The following is an 18,745-nucleotide window of genomic DNA, read 5'->3' on the forward strand; positions in this document are numbered from 1 at the left end:
ATATACCTTCTCAGGTATTGTTTTTATCCTATGTTATCGTTTTTTTTCCAGGAAGGTTGTTCTTCATGCCCCAGTCTACATCCGTACTGAGACGTAATGGATTTACTTTTAAGCAGTTTTTTGTGGCACACGATCGCTGTGCAATGAAAGTCGGAACAGACGGCATTTTATTGGGAGCCTGGGCCCCCGTTGCGGGCGTAAAAAGGATCCTGGATATTGGTACCGGGAGTGGCCTGTTGGCGCTGATGCTGGCCCAGCGCACTGATGAAAACGTCATCATTGACGCCGTGGAGCTTGATGTCGACGCCGCGCAGCAGGCGCAGGAGAACATCGCACAATCTCCGTGGATGCATCGCGTGAGTGTTCATACTGAAGATGCGCAACAGTGGATACCGCGTCAGACCGTGCGTTTTGATTTGATAATCAGCAATCCTCCCTATTATGAACAGGGCGTGGAATGCGCTACACCGCAGCGTGAGCAAGCGCGTTATACCACCTCGCTCGATCACCAGGCGTTGCTTACGCTGGCGGCGGACAGCATTACGGAAGAAGGATTTTTTTGTGTAGTGCTGCCGGAACAGATTGGGAACGCGTTTACCCAGCAGGCATTAAGTATGGGCTGGCATCTGCGATTACGTACGGATGTAGCAGAAACGGAAGCCCGGCTACCGCATCGGGTGTTGCTGGCATTCTCCCCGCAGGCCGGGGAGTGCTTTAGCGACAGGCTGGTGATTCGTGGGCCAGACCAACGTTACTCTGAAGGTTATACGGCGCTGACCCAGGCGTTTTACCTGTTTATGTGATGACTTAGCGGCGAGAGAATAGACGGGCCCGACTCAGGAAGCTGTTCTGGGTAATCCAGCGTGTAGTGCAGGCCCCGACTCTCTTTGCGCATCATTGCGCAGCGGACAATCAGCTCCGCAACTTGCACCAGGTTACGCAGTTCCAGCAAATTGTTCGACACGCGGAAATGGGCGTAATACTCGTCGATTTCCTGTTGCAGCATGGTGATACGGCGCAGAGCGCGCTCCAGGCGCTTGGTCGTACGCACAATACCGACGTAATCCCACATAAACAGCCGCAGCTCATGCCAGTTATGCTGGATAACAACCAACTCATCCGGATTTTCTACCCGGCTTTCATCCCAGCCCGGGAGCGTGCTAACGCCGCGAGCATAAGGCATGCGCCTGTCGATATCTTCAGCCGCGGACCAGCCATAAACCAGACACTCCAGCAATGAGTTCGATGCCATCCGGTTGGCGCCATGCAGGCCGGTGTAACTCACTTCGCCGATCGCATACAGCCCGTCGACATCGGTACGGCCAAAGTCATCCACCATCACACCGCCGCAGGTATAGTGCGCGGCAGGCACGATGGGAACCGGCTCTTTGGTTAAATCAATGCCCAGTCCCAGCAACTTTTCATAAATCATCGGGAAATGCTGACGAACAAATTCTTCCGGCTTATGGCTGATATCGAGGAACATGCAATCTGCACCAAGGCGCTTCATTTCATGATCAATGGCGCGGGCGACAATATCGCGGGGAGCCAGTTCGCCACGTTCGTCAAAATCGGGCATAAAGCGTGAACCGTCCGGGCGCTTCAGGTGCGCGCCTTCGCCGCGCAGCGCTTCGGTCAGCAGAAAATTGCGTGCCTGCGGATGATACAGCGCAGTCGGGTGAAACTGGTTAAACTCCAGGTTGGCGACGCGGCATCCTGCGCGCCAGGCCATTGCAATCCCGTCACCCGAGGAAATATCCGGATTGGTAGTGTATTGATACACCTTTGATGCGCCGCCGGTGGCCAACACTACCGACTTCGCATGGCAGGTTTCGACGGCTTCTTTATTACGATTCCAGATCCATGCGCCGACAACCCGACGCGTTCCCGGCAGACCGATTTTATCGGAGACAATCAGGTCGACGGCGTTGCTACGCTCAAGAACCCGGATATTGGGGTGATTTTGTGCCTGGCTGACGAGGGTGGTTTCGACTTCTTTGCCGGTAGCATCCGCAGCGTGCAGGATGCGTCGATGGCTGTGACCGCCTTCACGGGTCAGGTGATAGCTCTCTTCGCCGTTAGGCTGAACCTGTGTATCGAATAAGACGCCCTGATCGATAAGCCATTGAACGCAGGTGCGGGCATTGCTGGCGACAAATTCAACCGCATGGCGATCGCACAGCCCGGCCCCGGCAATCAGCGTATCTTCAACGTGGGAGTCGATACTGTCGGTTTCATCGAAAACCGCGGCAATACCCCCCTGGGCATAAAATGTCGAGCCTTCGCTGACCGGCCCTTTGCTCAGGACAATAACCTGATGTTTTTCAGCCAGGCGCAGCGCCAGTGAGAGTCCGGCAGCCCCGCTGCCAATGATCAGCACGTCACAGGATAATTCAGGAGTCGTATTCATGATATTTGTTTAATTTACTAAACAGTGTTTGGTCACCATAGCACCACATTGCGCGATACTGCACGTTTTATTTTTAAATGTGTTGCAATGACTAAACATGAAAGAAAAGCATGACGAGGACGAAATAGGCAAAAATATTTTGTGAAGCAGGCCGTTAGCATCAGATTATGTGATGAAATAAAGTGCCCGTTGGGTTACTCTGCAAGCGGTGAAATGGGCATTTCTGTACAGATAGTGCGTTGATCGGGTTATGTAGACTTATAATGAGAGATAAGACCTGTCTACAACATGACAAACAAAAAACAATGCGTAACGGAACTTTACGAAACTTGAGCACTCTAAGCATTTGCTTGCTCATAGTGAAGCTGATGGAGTGGCGTTTCGAAAGCGCGTGGAAATTTGGTTTGGGGAGACTTTACCTCGGATGAGCGAGCAGTTAACGGACCAGGTCCTGGTAGAACGGGTCCAGAAGGGAGATCAGAAAGCCTTTAACCTACTGGTAGTGCGCTATCAGCATAAGGTGGCGAGTCTGGTTTCTCGCTATGTACCGTCGGGTGATGTACCCGATGTAGTACAAGAAGCATTTATCAAAGCCTATCGTGCGCTGGACTCGTTCCGGGGAGATAGTGCTTTTTATACCTGGCTGTATCGTATTGCAGTCAATACAGCGAAGAATTACCTGGTCGCTCAGGGGCGTCGTCCACCTTCCAGTGACATTGATGCGATTGAAGCAGAAAATTACGAAAGTGGCGGTGCGCTGAAAGAAATTTCGAACCCTGAGAACTTAATGTTGTCAGAAGAGCTGAGACAGATAGTTTTCCGAACTATTGAGTCCCTCCCGGAAGATTTACGCATGGCAATAACCTTGCGGGAGCTGGATGGCCTGAGCTATGAAGAGATAGCCGCTATCATGGATTGTCCGGTAGGTACGGTGCGTTCACGTATCTTCCGAGCGAGGGAAGCTATTGATAATAAAGTTCAACCGCTTATCAGGCGTTGACGATAGCGGGATACTGGAAAAGGTATTAGGCATGCAGAAAGAGAAACTTTCCGCTTTAATGGATGGCGAAACGCTGGATACTGAGTTACTCAAAGAGCTAACTCACGACCCGGAAATGCAAAAAACCTGGGAGAGTTATCACCTGATTCGCGATTCCATGCGAGGTGATACCGCCGACGTTCTCCATTTCGATATTTCCGCCCGCGTAATGGCCGCCATCCAGGATGAGCCAGTACGTCAGACGGCGCCATTGATTCCTGAGGCCCAGCCAGCACCGCACCAGTGGCAGAAAATGCCATTCTGGAAGAAAATGCGTCCGTGGGCCGCGCAGCTTACCCAAATGGGTGTGGCCGCGTGCGTATCACTTGCAGTTATCGTTGGCGTCCAGCACTATAATGGGCAATCTGAAACGTCCCAGCAGCCCGAAACGCCGGTGTTTAATACATTACCGATGATGGGTAAAGCCAGTCCGGTTAGCTTGGGTGTACCTTCTGACGCGACGGCCAGCGGCGGTCAACAACAGCAGGTACAGGAGCAGCGTCGTCGTATTAATGCCATGTTGCAGGATTACGAATTGCAACGTCGACTGCACTCTGAACAGCTTCAGTTTGAGCAGGCGCAAACACAGCAAGCCGCTGTTCAGGTGCCAGGAATTCAAACTTTAGGAACGCAATCGCAGTAATGAAGCAACTTTGGTTTGCCATGTCACTTGTGGCTGGTAGCCTGTTCTTCTCTGTAAACGCCTCGGCCAATCCTGCGTCCGGGGCGTTGTTGCAGCAGATGAATCTGGCCAGCCAGTCGCTAACCTATGAGCTGTCATTTGTCAGCATCAATAAGCAGGGTGTTGAATCCCTACGTTATCGTCATGCCCGCCAGGATAACCGTCCACTCGCGCAACTATTACAAATGGATGGACCGCGCCGGGAAGTGGTGCAACGCGGCAACGAAATTAGCTATTTTGAGCCTGGCCTCGAACCGTTCACGCTGAACGGCGATTATATCGTTGACTCTCTGCCATCCCTGATTTACACCGATTTCAAACGCCTTGCTCCCTACTATGATTTTATCTCAGTAGGCCGCACCCGTATTGCCGATCGGCTCTGTGAAGTGATCCGCGTTGTGGCGCGTGACGGCACCCGTTACAGCTATATCGTTTGGATGGACACGGAGACCAAACTGCCGATGCGTGTCGATCTCCTCGATCGTGATGGCGAAACGCTGGAACAGTTCCGTGTAATCTCCTTTACCGTGAATAACGGTGTTAGCGACAGCATGCAGACGTTAGCAAAAGCGAATTTACCACCGTTGCTGTCTGTTCCTGCGGGCGAGAAAACCAACTTCAACTGGAGTCCGTCGTGGTTGCCACAAGGTTTCAGTGAGGTCTCAAGCAGTCGACGTCCGCTGCCGACGATGGATAACATGCCGATTGAATCACGCCTTTATTCTGATGGCCTGTTTAGTTTCTCCGTGAACGTAAACCGTGCGACGCAGAACAGTGCCGATCAACTGCTGCGTACTGGCCGCAGAACGGTCAGCACCAGCGTGCGTGATAACGCGGAGATTACGATTGTGGGCGAGCTTCCACCGCAAACGGCGAAGCGTATCGCGGACAATATCAAGTTCAGGGCAGCACAATGATTAAAGAGTGGGCGACGGTCGTCTCCTGGCAAAATGGTCTGGCGACGGTCAGCTGCGATGTTAAAGCATCATGTAGCAGCTGTGCTTCCCGGGCCGGATGCGGGAGCCGTGTGCTGAACAAACTGGGGCCACAGACCACACACACCATCGTGGTGCCCTGCGACGAACCCTTGACCCCTGGTCAAAAAGTTGAACTGGGCATTGCCGAAGGTAGCCTGCTGGGATCGGCGATGCTGGTCTACATGTCTCCGTTGGCAGGACTGTTTCTTTTCGCTGCGCTGTTCCAGGTGCTGTTTGGTTCCGATCTTGCCGCATTAAGCGGCGCAGTGCTGGGGGGCGTGGGCGGATTCCTGATTGCTCGTGGATACTCTCGTAAGCTTGCTGAACGCGAAACCTGGCAGCCGGTCATTCTGAACGTTGCTCTCCCACCCGATCTTATTCGCGTCGAAACCCAGCAGTGATATCTTTGCCTGATGGGGTTGCGCTTATCAGGCCTACAGCGTGCTCAGATGCAAGCGTAGGCCGGATAAGGCGTTTATGACGCCATCCGGCAAAAGTTTCACCGACTTTGCAAGGTTGTTTCCAGTTCCCGCTATCCTTGCTCTATGAACGTTTCCTCGCCTCAGCGTTGTAGTGTAGAATGCGGCGTTTCACTTAAACAGACGTTAAGCTCAGATCAGCGACTTCTCAGAGCCTGCTCCGGCGGGCGTAAGGCACAATAATTACACTATATGAAGAACATACGTAACTTTTCAATCATAGCTCACATCGACCACGGTAAATCGACGCTGTCTGACCGTATTATCCAGATCTGCGGTGGCCTGTCTGACCGTGAAATGGAAGCGCAGGTTCTCGACTCGATGGATCTTGAGCGTGAGCGCGGTATTACTATCAAAGCGCAGAGCGTGACGCTCGATTTCAAAGCATCTGATGGTGAAACCTATCAGCTTAACTTTATCGACACCCCGGGCCACGTTGACTTCTCGTATGAAGTTTCCCGCTCGCTTGCTGCCTGTGAAGGCGCATTGCTGGTGGTTGATGCCGGACAGGGCGTAGAAGCGCAGACCCTGGCTAACTGCTATACCGCCATGGAAATGGATCTGGAAGTAGTACCGGTACTGAATAAAATTGACCTGCCAGCCGCCGATCCTGAACGCGTAGCGGAAGAGATCGAAGATATCGTCGGTATCGATGCGACAGATGCCGTTCGCTGCTCGGCGAAAACCGGCGTTGGCGTCACTGACGTTCTTGAACGTCTGGTACGCGACATTCCGCCGCCGGAAGGCGATCCGGAAGGCCCATTGCAGGCGCTGATCATCGACTCCTGGTTCGATAACTACCTTGGCGTGGTGTCACTGGTGCGTATTAAAAACGGCACCATGCGTAAAGGCGACAAAATTAAAGTGATGAGCACCGGTCAGGTCTATAACGCCGACCGTCTGGGTATCTTCACGCCAAAACAAGTTGACCGTACCGAGCTGAAATGCGGCGAGGTAGGTTGGTTGGTTTGTGCGATTAAAGACATCCTCGGCGCACCGGTTGGTGATACCCTGACGCAGGCGCGTAACCCGGCAGACAAACCGCTGCCAGGCTTTAAAAAAGTGAAGCCGCAGGTTTACGCTGGTCTGTTCCCGGTGAGCTCTGACGACTATGAAAACTTCCGTGACGCGCTTGGCAAGCTGAGCCTGAACGACGCCTCCCTGTTCTACGAGCCGGAAAGCTCTACCGCGCTAGGCTTCGGCTTCCGTTGTGGCTTCCTTGGTCTGCTGCACATGGAGATCATTCAGGAACGTCTGGAGCGTGAATACGATCTGGATCTGATCACCACCGCACCGACCGTAGTCTACGAAGTTGAAACCACGGCGAAAGAGACTATCTACGTCGATAGCCCGTCCAAGCTGCCGCCGCTGAACAACATCTACGAACTGCGTGAGCCGATCGCTGAGTGTCACATGCTGCTGCCGCAGGCTTACCTTGGCAATGTCATCACCCTGTGTATCGAGAAGCGTGGCGTCCAGACTAATATGGTTTACCACGGTAACCAGGTGGCGCTGACGTATGAGATTCCGATGGCGGAAGTCGTACTCGATTTCTTTGACCGTCTGAAGTCGACCTCTCGCGGCTACGCGTCGCTGGACTATAACTTCAAACGCTTCCAGGCGTCTGACATGGTGCGTGTTGATGTCCTTATCAACAACGAACGTGTCGATGCGCTGGCGCTGATTACCCACCGCGACAACTCCCAGAGCCGTGGCCGTGAACTGGTTGAGAAGATGAAAGATCTGATCCCTCGCCAGCAGTTTGATATCGCGATCCAGGCGGCCATTGGTACGCACATCATCGCGCGTTCAACGGTTAAGCAGCTGCGTAAAAACGTTCTGGCGAAATGCTACGGTGGCGATATCAGCCGTAAGAAAAAGCTGCTGCAAAAACAGAAAGAGGGTAAAAAGCGCATGAAGCAGATCGGTAACGTCGAACTGCCGCAGGAAGCGTTCCTCGCCATTCTGCATGTCGGTAAAGACAGCAAATAATCTTAAGGAGTTGGCATGGCGAACATGTTTGCCCTGATTCTGGTGATTGCCACACTGGTGACGGGCATTTTATGGTGCGTAGATAAATTCATCTTCGCGCCAAAGCGCCGGGAGCGTCAGGCAGCAGCGCAAGCTGCTGCAGGTGATTCACTGGATAAAGCTACGCTGAAAAAAGTGGCACCTAAGCCAGGCTGGCTGGAAACCGGGGCGTCCGTTTTCCCGGTACTGGCGATTGTGCTGGTGGTGCGTTCATTTATCTATGAACCATTCCAGATCCCGTCAGGTTCGATGATGCCGACGCTGCTTATCGGTGACTTTATCCTGGTGGAGAAATTCGCCTACGGGATTAAAGATCCGATTTACCAGAAAACGTTGATCGAAACCGGTCATCCGAAACGCGGTGATATTGTGGTGTTTAAATACCCGGAAGACCCGCGTCTGGACTACATTAAACGTGCTGTCGGTTTACCGGGAGACAAAGTAACGTACGATCCAGTGGCGAAAGAGGTGACTATTCAGCCAGGATGCCGTTCCGGTCAGGCGTGTGAAAACGCGTTGCCGGTAACGTACTCTGATGTTCAGCCAAGTGATTTTGTACAGACCTTTGCTCGTCGTAACGGCGGTGAAGCGACCAGCGGCTTCTTTGAAGTTCCGCTGAACGAAACGAAAGAGAACGGTATTCGCCTTTCTGAGCGTAAAGAAACGCTGGGTGAGGTTACACACCGCATTCTGACCGTGCCGATTGCGCAGGATCAGGTGGGGATGTATTACCGTCAACCTGGTCAGCCGTTGGCAACCTGGATCGTTCCGCCGGGACACTACTTCATGATGGGTGATAACCGTGATAACAGCGCGGACAGCCGTTACTGGGGATTTGTACCGGAAGCGAATCTGGTTGGTAAAGCGACCGCTATCTGGATGAGTTTCGATAAGCAAGAAGGTGAATGGCCGACCGGTGTGCGTTTAAGCCGTATTGGTGGCATTCACTAATCACCGATAATTGTTCACGTTGTCGTCATTACGGCGGCAGCGTGAATTATTTCTCGGATAAATTCCCGCAGACTAACGACATCCCTTGTCGTTGTGTATAGAATATTCCCCCGAAGTTTTAGGTTGGCACCGACAGGTTGCCACGGCACACGAAACAGCGTTGGTTTGTATACAAAAGCATGCAGGCGAAGCCGGATGGCTCAGCGAAGTGCGTATATCAGGTCTGTTTCGTGTGCTGAATTGTTGACGCATTCATTTATTGGTATCGCATGAACCCCATCGTAATTAATCGGCTTCAACGGAAGCTGGGCTACACTTTTAATCATCAGGAGCTGTTGCAGCAGGCATTAACTCACCGGAGCGCCAGCAGCAAACATAACGAGCGTTTAGAATTTTTAGGCGACTCTATTTTGAGCTTTGTTATCGCTAATGCGCTGTATCACCGTTTCCCGCGTGTGGATGAAGGTGATATGAGCCGCATGCGCGCGACGCTGGTTCGCGGCAATACGCTGGCAGAATTAGCCCGTGAGTTTGACCTCGGTGAATGTTTACGTTTGGGGCCTGGTGAGCTGAAAAGCGGCGGCTTCCGTCGTGAATCAATCCTGGCGGATACCGTTGAAGCTTTGATCGGCGGCGTCTTCCTCGACAGCGATATTCAAACCGTTGAGCAATTGATCCTGAACTGGTATCAAACTCGTCTGGATGAAATTAGCCCAGGCGACAAACAAAAAGATCCGAAAACGCGCCTGCAGGAATATTTGCAGGGTCGCCACCTGCCTCTGCCGTCTTATTTGGTGGTGCAGGTCCGTGGTGAAGCGCACGATCAAGAATTTACTATCCACTGCCAGGTCAGCGGCCTGAGTGAACCGGTGGTTGGCACAGGTTCGAGCCGTCGTAAGGCTGAGCAGGCTGCCGCCGAACAGGCGTTGAAAAAACTGGAGCTGGAATGAGCGAAGAGAAAACCTACTGCGGATTTATTGCTATCGTCGGTCGCCCGAACGTCGGCAAATCCACCCTGTTGAATAATCTGCTTGGGCAGAAGATTTCTATTACCTCACGTAAGGCTCAGACAACACGTCACCGTATTGTTGGCATCCATACCGAAGGCGCGTATCAGGCGATTTATGTTGATACCCCGGGTCTGCATATGGAAGAAAAACGGGCTATTAACCGCCTGATGAACAAAGCGGCGAGCAGCTCGATCGGTGATGTTGAACTGGTTATTTTCGTTGTCGAAGGCACCCGCTGGACGCCGGACGACGAAATGGTGCTCAACAAGCTGCGTGATGGCAAAGCCCCGGTTATTCTGGCCGTCAACAAAGTCGACAACGTTCAGGAAAAAGCCGATCTGCTGCCGCACCTGCAGTTCCTGGCAAGCCAGATGAACTTCCTTGATATCGTACCGATTTCTGCCGAAACCGGCTTGAATGTCGATACCGTTGCGGGCATCGTGCGTAAGCATTTGCCGGAAGCTATTCATCACTTCCCGGAAGATTACATCACCGACCGTTCTCAGCGCTTTATGGCCTCTGAAATCATCCGTGAAAAGCTGATGCGTTTTCTGGGGGCTGAACTGCCGTACTCCGTTACCGTGGAGATTGAGCGTTTTATCTCTAACGAACGCGGCGGCTACGACATTAACGGCCTGATCCTCGTCGAACGTGAAGGGCAGAAGAAGATGGTTATTGGCAACAAAGGGGCCAAGATTAAAACCATCGGCATCGAAGCGCGTAAAGACATGCAGGAGATGTTCGAAGCGCCCGTTCACCTCGAACTGTGGGTGAAAGTGAAATCCGGCTGGGCCGATGACGAACGCGCGCTGCGTAGCCTCGGTTACGGCGACGACGTCTAAACACATCTTCTGAAACACGGCGAGTATATGGAAGGATGGCAACGCGCTTTTGTCCTGCATAGTCGCCCCTGGAGCGAAACCAGTCTCGTGCTGGATGTCTTCACGGAAGAGTCGGGTCGCGTGCGCCTGGTGGCTAAAGGCGCACGTTCCAAACGCTCCAATCTTAAAGGCGCACTCCAGCCTTTTACCCCGTTGTTGCTTCGCTTTGGTGGACGTGGCGAGGTCAAAACCTTGCGCAGCGCCGAAGCCGTTTCTCTGGCACTCCCCCTTAGCGGAATCACGCTATACAGCGGCTTGTATATTAACGAGCTTATCTCGCGCGTACTCGAATACGAAACCCGCTTTTCTGCACTCTTTTTCGATTACCTGAACTGTATTCAGGCGCTGGCTGGCGCCACGGGTTCGCCAGAACCTGCGTTGCGTCGCTTTGAGCTGGCCTTACTTGGTCATCTGGGGTATGGCGTCGATTTTACCCACTGTGCAGGCAGCGGCGAGCCGGTAGACGACACCATGACCTATCGCTACCGGGAAGAAAAAGGGTTTATCGCCAGCGTAGTGATTGATAACGCCACCTTTACCGGACGCCATCTGAAAGCACTCGAATCGCGGGAATTTCCGGATGCTGATACGCTTCGCGCCGCGAAACGCTTTACCCGCATGGCGTTAAAGCCGTATCTTGGTGGTAAGCCCTTAAAGAGCCGCGAATTATTCCGGCAGTTTATGCCGAAGCGAAAATAAAAAACGAGGATTGTCATGGCCGAATTACTGTTAGGCGTCAACATTGACCACATTGCCACTTTACGTAATGCACGCGGTACCGCATATCCGGACCCGGTTCAGGCAGCGTTTATCGTTGAACAGGCGGGCGCAGACGGTATTACCGTACATCTGCGTGAAGACCGTCGCCATATCACCGACCGTGACGTACGTATTCTGCGCCAGACGCTGGATACGCGCATGAATCTGGAAATGGCGGTCACTGAAGAGATGCTGGCGATTGCCGTTGAGACTAAGCCGCATTTTTGCTGCCTGGTGCCGGAAAAACGTCAGGAAGTTACCACTGAAGGTGGGCTGGACGTCGCCGGCCAGCGTGACAAGATGCGCGATGCCTGCAAACGTCTGGCGGACGCAGGCATTCTGGTTTCGCTGTTTATCGATGCCGATGAAGAGCAGATTAAGGCCGCTGCGGAAGTTGGCGCACCGTTTATTGAAATTCACACCGGCTGTTACGCCGATGCGAAAACCGACGCAGAACAGGCCAGCGAACTGGCGCGTATCGCCAAAGCGGCGACTTTTGCTGCAAGCCTTGGCCTGAAGGTGAATGCGGGTCACGGTCTGACGTATCACAACGTTAAAGCTATCGCGCGGATCCCGGAAATGCACGAGCTGAATATTGGCCATGCCATTATCGGACGTGCGGTGATGAGCGGCCTGAAAGAGGCCGTAGTCGAAATGAAGCGCCTGATGCTGGAAGCGCGTGGCTAATGGCGATTCTGGGATTAGGTACGGATATCGTGGAGATTGCCCGCATCGAAGCGGTGATCTCCCGTTCCGGCGACCGCCTGGCAAGACGTGTGCTCAGCGACAACGAATGGGCAATCTGGGAAACGCATCAGCAGCCGGTGCGTTTTCTGGCGAAGCGTTTTGCAGTCAAAGAGGCGGCAGCAAAAGCCTTTGGCACGGGTATTCGCAATGGGCTGGCGTTTAATCAGTTTGAAGTCTTTAACGACGAACTCGGTAAGCCGCGTCTGCGATTATGGGGAGAGGCGTTAAAACTGGCGGAAAAACTCGGCGTCGCGCATATGCATGTGACGCTGGCCGATGAGCGTCACTACGCCTGCGCCACGGTGATTATCGAAAGTTAGATTCAGGACGTTGCCGGATGGCGACGCGTAGCGTCTTATCCGGCCTACGGGTTATGCGTTTGTTGCAGGGGCAGGGTAGGAGCTTCATCGCCAGATGGCGACGCGGCTAAAGTTTATCGGCGTGGTGCATCAGCACAAACTTATCCCACAGCTGCTCTTCTGTTTCGACATGCGCCGGATCTTTCAAAATAGTATTGGGAATAGGGCACACCTTCTGGCAGGTTGGCGTGTCGTAATGGCCTACGCATTCCGTACACTTGTCGCTGTTAATCTCGTAAATGCAATCACCCATCGAAATCGCCTCATTCGGGCATTCGGGCTCGCACATATCGCAATTGATACACTTTTTAGTGATTAACAGGGCCATCAGGAAACTCTCAAAACATCACAAATCGGGCGGGCATTATACGCGCATTCTTTGCTCAGACCAGTTTTTTTACCAGGGCCTCACTGTGGCGAATACGTTCCGGGGCATGCTCCAGATCCTGCTGCACCAGCGCCATAAACAGTAAATCAGTGAGCATCATTTGCGCATGGGTGGAGGAAATCGCTGCGCTGCGCGTGGCCTGCTCCTCGGCAATGGTGTACAGACAATGACTTGCCCGTTGCTGCAGGGCGTTCGGTGTGAATCCGGTGATGGCGAGGATTTTCGCGCCGGTGCGCAACGTTTCATCCGCAGCCAGGTTGAGCTCTCGACGCTCTCCGGTATACGAAATGGCCAGCAGTAGATCGTTAGGCGAAAGCGCCTGCACCGTCGCCAGTAGGGCGTGCATATCGCGTTCCACCACCGCGTTAAAACCAATCTTCAGCAGCTTCCAGGCAAAATTCTGTGCCACCAGACCCGATGCGCCAATCCCGGTCACGATAATGCGGCGGGCTGAACGCAGCATCGTGACGCTCTCCATCAGTTTCTCTTCGCTGTTGACGTCCAGCGTCGCATGCATCGCCGCCACGTTCTCTTTAATCAGTTTCTCGCCTACCATTCGCATCGGGTCGTCACCGCGAATCTGATTATGTACCGGAATGGAATGGGGATTGGGATTGCTGGCCAATGCTTCGCTAATCGCCAGTTTGAGTGCCGGGAATCCTTTAAAGCCCATCTTTTGCGCGAATTTCACCACGCTGGACTGGCTGACGCCCGCTTCAAAGGCCAGCTGTTGTGAACTGAGATGACGCGCAGCATCCGGTTGAGCAAGAAGATAATCCGCAAGCTTTTTATCGCTTTGCGCGAGATCCGGATAACGCTGACGAATGCGAATTAAACAGTTCATGCTTTCTCCTGGCGAAAATGTGATGGCGATTACAAAACAAAATATCACTCGCCTTAGTGAATATAATATTCCATTATGACAGATTATTATGAATTAAAAATTCCTAAGGAACAAAAAATGAATCTCGGTGCGTTAGTTTCAGAAACCCGCAATCCTCAGACCATGGATCTGGATGCGCTCTCCACTCTGGAGTTGGTTCATCGTTTTAATCAACAGGATACGCTGGTAGCTGAAGCAGTAAAAGCAACTCTTCCTGAAGTTGCGCGCGCGGTTGATGCGGCAGCTGACGCGCTAAAAGCCGGTGGACGCATTATTTACATGGGAGCAGGTACCAGTGGGCGTCTTGGGGTGCTGGACGCGTCTGAATGCCCGCCAACCTTCGGCGTTCCGCACGGTCTGGTGGTTGGGCTGATTGCCGGGGGACCGGGTGCGCTGCTTAAGGCCGTAGAAGGCGCAGAAGATAACCCGCAGCTAGGTGAAGACGATCTGCGTACGCTCAATCTTACCGCACAGGATCTGGTGGTGGGGCTGGCTGCTTCTGGTCGTACGCCGTATGTCATTGGTGGGTTGAAATATGCGCGTTCGGTGGGCTGTACGACGGCGGCTATTTCATGCAATCCGGATTCCCCTATCGCGCATGAAGCGGACATTGCCATTTCTCCGGTGGTGGGGCCAGAGGCGCTGACCGGGTCAACACGACTGAAATCCGGCACCGCGCAAAAGCTGGTGCTCAATATGATCTCCACCGGCGCGATGGTGAAATTTGGCAAGGTGTACCAGAACCTGATGGTGGATATGCAGGCAACCAACGTCAAACTGGTCGATCGGGCGTGCCGTATGGTGGTTGAAGCCACCGGCATTGCGCGTGCTCAAGCTGAAACGCTGCTGAAGCAGACGGATTATGATGTTAAGCCGGCTATTTTAATGGCGCTCACCGGCCTGGATGCCGCTGCCGCCCGCGAAAAGCTTGCCGCTCACCAGGGTTTTTTACGCGCGGCGTTAGAACACTAAGAGGTGTATATGGATAAGACGGCGTTGCTGGCCAGCGACATCCTGCTGGGCGTTGGCGGAGAGAACAATATTCTGCGTCTGGAAAACTGTATGACCCGTGTCAGGGTGGAAGTTCAGGATGACGGGCAGATCGATATTCCCCGCCTCAGGCAACTGCCCGGCGTTAGCGGCTACGTGAAGCAGGGCGCACAGCACCAGATTATTGTCGGTCCCGGTAAAGCAGCCAAAGTGGTGGATGCCATGCGTTCCCTGATTGCCGATGGCGGCGAGCGAGCAGGTGCCAATGATATTGAGCGCACCAAGTCAGAGGCCAAAGCGAAGTACAAAGCGCCGATGAGCGATGCGCTGCGTAAGCTGGCGAACGTCTTTATCCCTCTTATTCCGGCGTTTATCGCCTCCGGTTTGATTACCGGCATTATTAACATCCTTAAGCGCCCGGATATCGTGGGGGATTTTGCGACCCACTATCCAAATATGCTGGGGTTGATGGGCATATTTGGCAGCGCCGTATTTGCCATTATGAATATTCTGGTCGGGGTGAATACCGCCAAAGTTTTCGGTGGCTCCCTGGCAATGGGCGGGGTGATGGCGGGGATCCTCTCCAGCCCTCAGCTGGCGCAAATTACCCTGTTTGGCGAAGCGTTGCAGCCGGGGCGCGGTGGGGTGATCGCGGTATTGCTGGTGGTTGCGCTGATGTGCTGGATCGAACGTAAATTCCGCACGCTGTTGCCAGAATCACTGGAGCTTATCCTTAACCCGCTGCTGACCACCATCATTACCGGCGTAATCGCGATTGTGGCGCTGCAACCGCTTGGCGGATGGATTTCTGAATCTATCGCTCACGGCGCATCCTGGGCTATCGATCGCGGCGGTTTTCTGGTCGGTGCCGTGCTGGCGGGAACCTTCCTGCCGTTGGTACTTACCGGGCTTCATCAGGGATTGGTGCCCATCCATGTTGAACTGGTCCAGGCGCACGGTTATAACGCGCTCTTTCCGATCCTGGCGATGGCGGGCGTTGGGCAAATAGGTGCTGCGATTGCGGTTTTGATGAAAACCCGCAATGCGCGACTAAAGAAAGTGATCAAAGGGGCGCTACCGGTCGGACTGCTGGGGATTGGCGAGCCGCTGATTTTTGGCGTAACGCTGCCGTTGGGCAAGCCGTTTATCGGTGCCTGTCTTGGCGGCGCGGTAGGTGGGGCGCTGATTAGCTACTGGAAGGTGGCGACGGTCATCACCTTTGGCATCTCCGGATTACCGCTGGCACTGACGATTGTTGCCGGAAAAGTGATGTTCTATCTGTTAGGCTATCTGGTAGCAGTTATCGCCGGGTTCTTGTTTACCTGGCTATTGGGATTCACTGATCCAGAGGAATAAGGTTTGACCAATCACCAGCGCCGCGTTGTCTTTTTTGATTTGGATGGCACGTTACACCAGCAGGATATGTTCGGTAGTTTTATTCGTTATCTGCTGCGTCGCCAGCCGCTGAACGCGTTGCTTGTGCTGCCTCTGTTACCGGTGATTGCGCTGGCGTTGCTGATAAAAGGACGTGCCGCCCGCTGGCCAATGAGCCTGCTGTTATGGGGATGCACTTTTGGCCGCAGCGAGGCGTGTCTGAAAGCGCATCAGGCCGACTTTGTGCGCTGGTTTCGCAGTAACGTGACGGCGTTTCCGCTCGTGCAGCAGCGGCTGACAACCTACCTGTTAAGCTCTGACGCTGATATCTGGCTTATTACCGGCTCTCCACAGTCACTGGTCGAGCAGGTTTACTTTGATACTCCATGGCTACCGCGAGTCAATCTGATTGCCAGCAAAATGGCGCGGGGATATGGCGGCTGGGTACTGACTCTGCGCTGTCTGGGCCATGAGAAAGTGACACAACTGGAACGCCACATTGGCGCACCGCTACAGCTTTACAGTGGCTATAGTGACAGTAATCAGGACAATCCGCTGCTCTCTTTTTGCCAGCATCGCTGGCGCGTCACGCCGCGCGGAGAGCTTCAGCAACTCGAATAGCCAACGCACATGCAATTTGAAGTATGACGTGTATAATGCGCCCGCTTTGATTACTGGAGTTACCCCTTTGTCAGATGTTGAATTTAGCCACGAATACTGGATGCGTCATGCTTTAACGCTGGCTAAGCGCGCCTGGGATGAGCGTGAAGTCCCGGTGGGTGCGGTATTGGTACATAACAACCGAGTGATTGGCGAAGGCTGGAACCGCCCGATAGGTCATCATGATCCGACTGCTCATGCTGAGATTATGGCGCTGCGTCAGGGCGGCCTGGTGCTGCAAAACTACCGCCTGTTAGATGCCACGCTGTACGTCACTCTGGAACCGTGCGTGATGTGCGCTGGCGCGATGGTGCACAGCCGTATCGGTCGGGTCGTTTTTGGCGCGCGCGATGCGAAAACCGGGGCTGCCGGGTCATTAATGGATGTGCTGCATCACCCTGGAATGAATCATCGGGTTGAAGTGACCGAAGGGGTACTGCGGGATGAATGCGCCACGCTGCTCAGTGATTTCTTCCGCATGCGCCGGCAGGAAATTAAGGCCCTGAAAAAATCCGCTAATCAGTAACTCTCAGCCTGATGGTGCTGCGCTTATCAGGCTACCAGGACTACTTTCCCTCTTTTTTCTGCGGTGAAAACAGCAGGGAAGGCGAGTGCGACAGGTAGTTTGACGACGTCTGAGACAGAAACGCCGAAAGCGGAAATTCATCTTTACCTATTAGCTCTGCGGGCGTCACCGCCGGGTAATCCTGCGCCAGTTGCTGCGTTTCTAGCGCCTGTTTTTCTTTCTCTTGCAGATATCCCACCAGGCTAATCTGGTATTTACGGATGTTTTCCACATAGGCGTAGGCTTCGTGGCCACGCGCATAACCATAGGTCAACTTATTGTAATACGGCTTTTGGCTAAGCAGCGGTAGTCGCTGTTTTACGTCGGACCAACTGTTCGGATTGCCTTTGGTTTTCACCGTCAGCGCCCGTGCGTCCAGCATGTGCGCATAACCCATATTGTAGGCTGCAAGCGCAAACCAGATGCGTTCTCCTTCGGGGACGGTATCTGGTACTTTGCTCATCATGTCCTGCAAATATCGCGCGCCGCCGCTGATGCTTTGTTCGGCATCGGTACGGTCGGTCAGCCCAAGACTCTGAGCGGTATTTTTGGTCAGCATCATCAGCCCGCGTACGCCGGTTGGAGAGGTGGCCTGCGCGTCCCAGTGTGACTCCTGATATGAGATAGCGGCCAGCAGTCGCCAGTCTATCTCTTGCGCATATTTCTCAAACAGCGGCTTGAGGTCCGGCAACACGCTGTCTACGGCGCGCAAAAAGGAGCGGGTATCGACATAGTCAAAATCATCGCCATGCCCGAGATATTTCTCTTCCAGCCGTGCCAGAGAACCGTCTTCATTCATGGTGTTGAAGAAATCCAGTAGGGCGGCAGATAGCGTGTTGTCATCGTCCAGACGACTAAACCAGGTCACCGGTTGTTCGTCAGAGACGTCGAGCGCTACGGCCAGCTCAGGATGCACGCGTTGATATAAGCTGATGGCGACAGAATCGGCTATGGTGTAATCCAGCTTTCCGGCGATTACATCATCAAGCAGTTCGGTGGTGCCCTTTTTGTCATCGACTTTCCAGCTCAGATCGGGAAATTTTTTCTCTTTTAGCTGCTGGAGGTCGTTAACTACCACGTGCCCCGGGGCGATAGTCAGCTGGTTTTCGTTCACCGTGGCAAGCGTGCGCGGACGGTATTGCCCAACCCGGTACACCAGCTGTTGTGAAACCGAATAATAGGTCGGGCCGGGCTGGTAATTTTTAACCCGCTCGCTGTTATAGACCAGGCCTGCGGCTAACAGGTCGGCATTGCCGTTATCCAGGTCGTCAAAAAGCTGGCTGATGTTCTGGCGTACGGTAACTTTTAACTTCACGCCTAAGTAGTCGGCAAATTCCTGGGCCAGTTCATAATCCAGACCGAATTTTTTGCCGTTGAGGGTCGCGTAAGTTAATGGCGAATCAATGGTACTGACGCGCAGCTCTCCCCGCGACTGAATGGCGGCGATACGATTTTCGGCTTTACCGAACCAGGGGATAGATGGCCAAAGGGCCGCTGCCAACAACAGCGTCAATATGCCGATGAACAGATAATTAATCTTTAATTTTTTCAATTAGTTAA

Annotated in this window: 21 protein-coding genes; 17 read left to right on the forward strand and 4 right to left on the reverse strand. The window is 53.4% G+C overall.

Annotated features, from left to right (window positions below; genetic code table 11):
* Positions 1-65 precede the first annotated feature (65 nt).
* Positions 66-803 (forward strand): tRNA(1)(Val) (adenine(37)-N(6))-methyltransferase TrmN, encoded by a 738-nt coding sequence (gene trmN, locus OGX94_RS11895; RefSeq protein WP_003835339.1) that lies wholly within the window; start codon positions 66-68, stop codon positions 801-803.
* On the opposite strand, the gene nadB is transcribed toward trmN, so the two are convergent.
* Positions 788-2,410, reverse strand: coding sequence for an L-aspartate oxidase (gene nadB, locus OGX94_RS11900; RefSeq protein WP_063941920.1), 1,623 nt, complete (start codon positions 2,408-2,410; stop codon positions 788-790). The two genes, trmN and nadB, sit on opposite strands and share 16 nt — an antisense overlap.
* Positions 2,411-2,673: 263 nt before the next feature.
* On the opposite strand from nadB, the gene rseD reads away from it, so the two are divergent.
* From rseD to acpS, 12 genes are all read left to right on the forward strand, one after another.
* Positions 2,674-2,838: a rpoE leader peptide RseD gene (rseD, locus tag OGX94_RS11905; protein WP_122973798.1), complete on the forward strand. Its 165-nt coding sequence runs from the start codon at positions 2,674-2,676 to the stop codon at positions 2,836-2,838.
* The gene (gene rpoE / locus OGX94_RS11910; protein WP_003037573.1) at positions 2,835-3,410 is read left to right on the forward strand and encodes an RNA polymerase sigma factor RpoE; all 576 of its coding nucleotides are present in this window, start codon (positions 2,835-2,837) and stop codon (positions 3,408-3,410) included. The genes rseD and rpoE overlap by 4 nt, the downstream gene beginning before the upstream one ends.
* Before the next feature lie 31 nt (positions 3,411-3,441).
* Positions 3,442-4,092: an anti-sigma-E factor RseA gene (gene rseA / locus OGX94_RS11915; RefSeq protein WP_008785497.1), complete on the forward strand. Its 651-nt coding sequence runs from the start codon at positions 3,442-3,444 to the stop codon at positions 4,090-4,092.
* On the forward strand, positions 4,092-5,048 hold the full coding sequence (rseB, locus tag OGX94_RS11920) for a sigma-E factor regulatory protein RseB (protein WP_003835334.1): 957 nt from the start codon (positions 4,092-4,094) through the stop codon (positions 5,046-5,048). The genes rseA and rseB overlap by 1 nt, the downstream gene beginning before the upstream one ends.
* The gene (rseC, locus tag OGX94_RS11925) at positions 5,045-5,509 is read left to right on the forward strand and encodes a SoxR-reducing system protein RseC (protein WP_257661746.1); all 465 of its coding nucleotides are present in this window, start codon (positions 5,045-5,047) and stop codon (positions 5,507-5,509) included. Before rseB ends, rseC begins: the two co-directional genes overlap by 4 nt.
* A 270-nt stretch (positions 5,510-5,779) precedes the next feature.
* Positions 5,780-7,579: a translation elongation factor 4 gene (gene lepA / locus OGX94_RS11930; protein WP_003037577.1), complete on the forward strand. Its 1,800-nt coding sequence runs from the start codon at positions 5,780-5,782 to the stop codon at positions 7,577-7,579.
* A 15-nt stretch (positions 7,580-7,594) separates the two neighbouring features.
* Complete coding sequence (gene lepB, locus OGX94_RS11935; RefSeq protein WP_003835329.1) at positions 7,595-8,569, forward strand: signal peptidase I; 975 nt, start codon at positions 7,595-7,597, stop codon at positions 8,567-8,569.
* A 269-nt stretch (positions 8,570-8,838) separates the two neighbouring features.
* The gene (rnc, locus tag OGX94_RS11940; protein ID WP_003037579.1) at positions 8,839-9,519 is read left to right on the forward strand and encodes a ribonuclease III; all 681 of its coding nucleotides are present in this window, start codon (positions 8,839-8,841) and stop codon (positions 9,517-9,519) included.
* Positions 9,516-10,421: a GTPase Era gene (gene era / locus OGX94_RS11945; RefSeq protein WP_003037581.1), complete on the forward strand. Its 906-nt coding sequence runs from the start codon at positions 9,516-9,518 to the stop codon at positions 10,419-10,421. The genes rnc and era overlap by 4 nt, the downstream gene beginning before the upstream one ends.
* A 27-nt stretch (positions 10,422-10,448) precedes the next feature.
* Positions 10,449-11,159, forward strand: a complete 711-nt coding sequence (gene recO / locus OGX94_RS11950) for a DNA repair protein RecO (protein WP_008785495.1) — start codon at positions 10,449-10,451, stop codon at positions 11,157-11,159.
* 15 nt (positions 11,160-11,174) lie between these two features.
* A complete protein-coding gene (gene pdxJ, locus OGX94_RS11955; protein WP_149281466.1) occupies positions 11,175-11,906 on the forward strand; it encodes a pyridoxine 5'-phosphate synthase in 732 nt (243 codons plus the stop codon).
* Positions 11,906-12,286, forward strand: coding sequence for a holo-ACP synthase (acpS, locus tag OGX94_RS11960; protein WP_003037588.1), 381 nt, complete (start codon positions 11,906-11,908; stop codon positions 12,284-12,286). The genes pdxJ and acpS overlap by 1 nt, the downstream gene beginning before the upstream one ends.
* 106 nt (positions 12,287-12,392) lie before the next feature.
* On the opposite strand, the gene OGX94_RS11965 is transcribed toward acpS, so the two are convergent.
* Entirely contained in the window at positions 12,393-12,653 is a 261-nt protein-coding gene (locus tag OGX94_RS11965) for a YfhL family 4Fe-4S dicluster ferredoxin (protein WP_149335064.1), read from the reverse strand.
* 55 nt (positions 12,654-12,708) lie between these two features.
* Positions 12,709-13,557 (reverse strand): MurR/RpiR family transcriptional regulator, encoded by an 849-nt coding sequence (locus OGX94_RS11970; RefSeq protein ID WP_003835318.1) that lies wholly within the window; start codon positions 13,555-13,557, stop codon positions 12,709-12,711.
* Positions 13,558-13,674: 117 nt separating this feature from the next.
* On the opposite strand from OGX94_RS11970, the gene murQ reads away from it, so the two are divergent.
* Genes murQ through tadA form a run of 4 tightly spaced genes read left to right on the forward strand, consistent with a single transcriptional unit; the run spans position 13,675 to position 17,146 of the window.
* Positions 13,675-14,568: an N-acetylmuramic acid 6-phosphate etherase gene (gene murQ / locus OGX94_RS11975; protein ID WP_003835317.1), complete on the forward strand. Its 894-nt coding sequence runs from the start codon at positions 13,675-13,677 to the stop codon at positions 14,566-14,568.
* A gap of 9 nt (positions 14,569-14,577) precedes the next feature.
* On the forward strand, positions 14,578-15,942 hold the full coding sequence (locus OGX94_RS11980) for a PTS transporter subunit EIIC (protein ID WP_008785492.1): 1,365 nt from the start codon (positions 14,578-14,580) through the stop codon (positions 15,940-15,942).
* A gap of 3 nt (positions 15,943-15,945) precedes the next feature.
* On the forward strand, positions 15,946-16,581 hold the full coding sequence (gene yfhb / locus OGX94_RS11985; RefSeq protein ID WP_003835313.1) for a phosphatidylglycerophosphatase C: 636 nt from the start codon (positions 15,946-15,948) through the stop codon (positions 16,579-16,581).
* A 28-nt stretch (positions 16,582-16,609) separates the two neighbouring features.
* Positions 16,610-17,146, forward strand: coding sequence for a tRNA adenosine(34) deaminase TadA (tadA, locus tag OGX94_RS11990; protein WP_071845284.1), 537 nt, complete (start codon positions 16,610-16,612; stop codon positions 17,144-17,146).
* A gap of 40 nt (positions 17,147-17,186) precedes the next feature.
* Here tadA and mltF read toward each other — a convergent pair whose 3' ends face one another.
* Positions 17,187-18,737 (reverse strand): membrane-bound lytic murein transglycosylase MltF, encoded by a 1,551-nt coding sequence (gene mltF / locus OGX94_RS11995; RefSeq protein ID WP_063941923.1) that lies wholly within the window; start codon positions 18,735-18,737, stop codon positions 17,187-17,189.
* Positions 18,738-18,745 lie beyond the last annotated feature (8 nt).

Source organism: Citrobacter sp. Cpo037 (assembly GCF_030332945.1).
Taxonomy (GTDB): Bacteria; Pseudomonadota; Gammaproteobacteria; order Enterobacterales; family Enterobacteriaceae; genus Citrobacter; species Citrobacter portucalensis.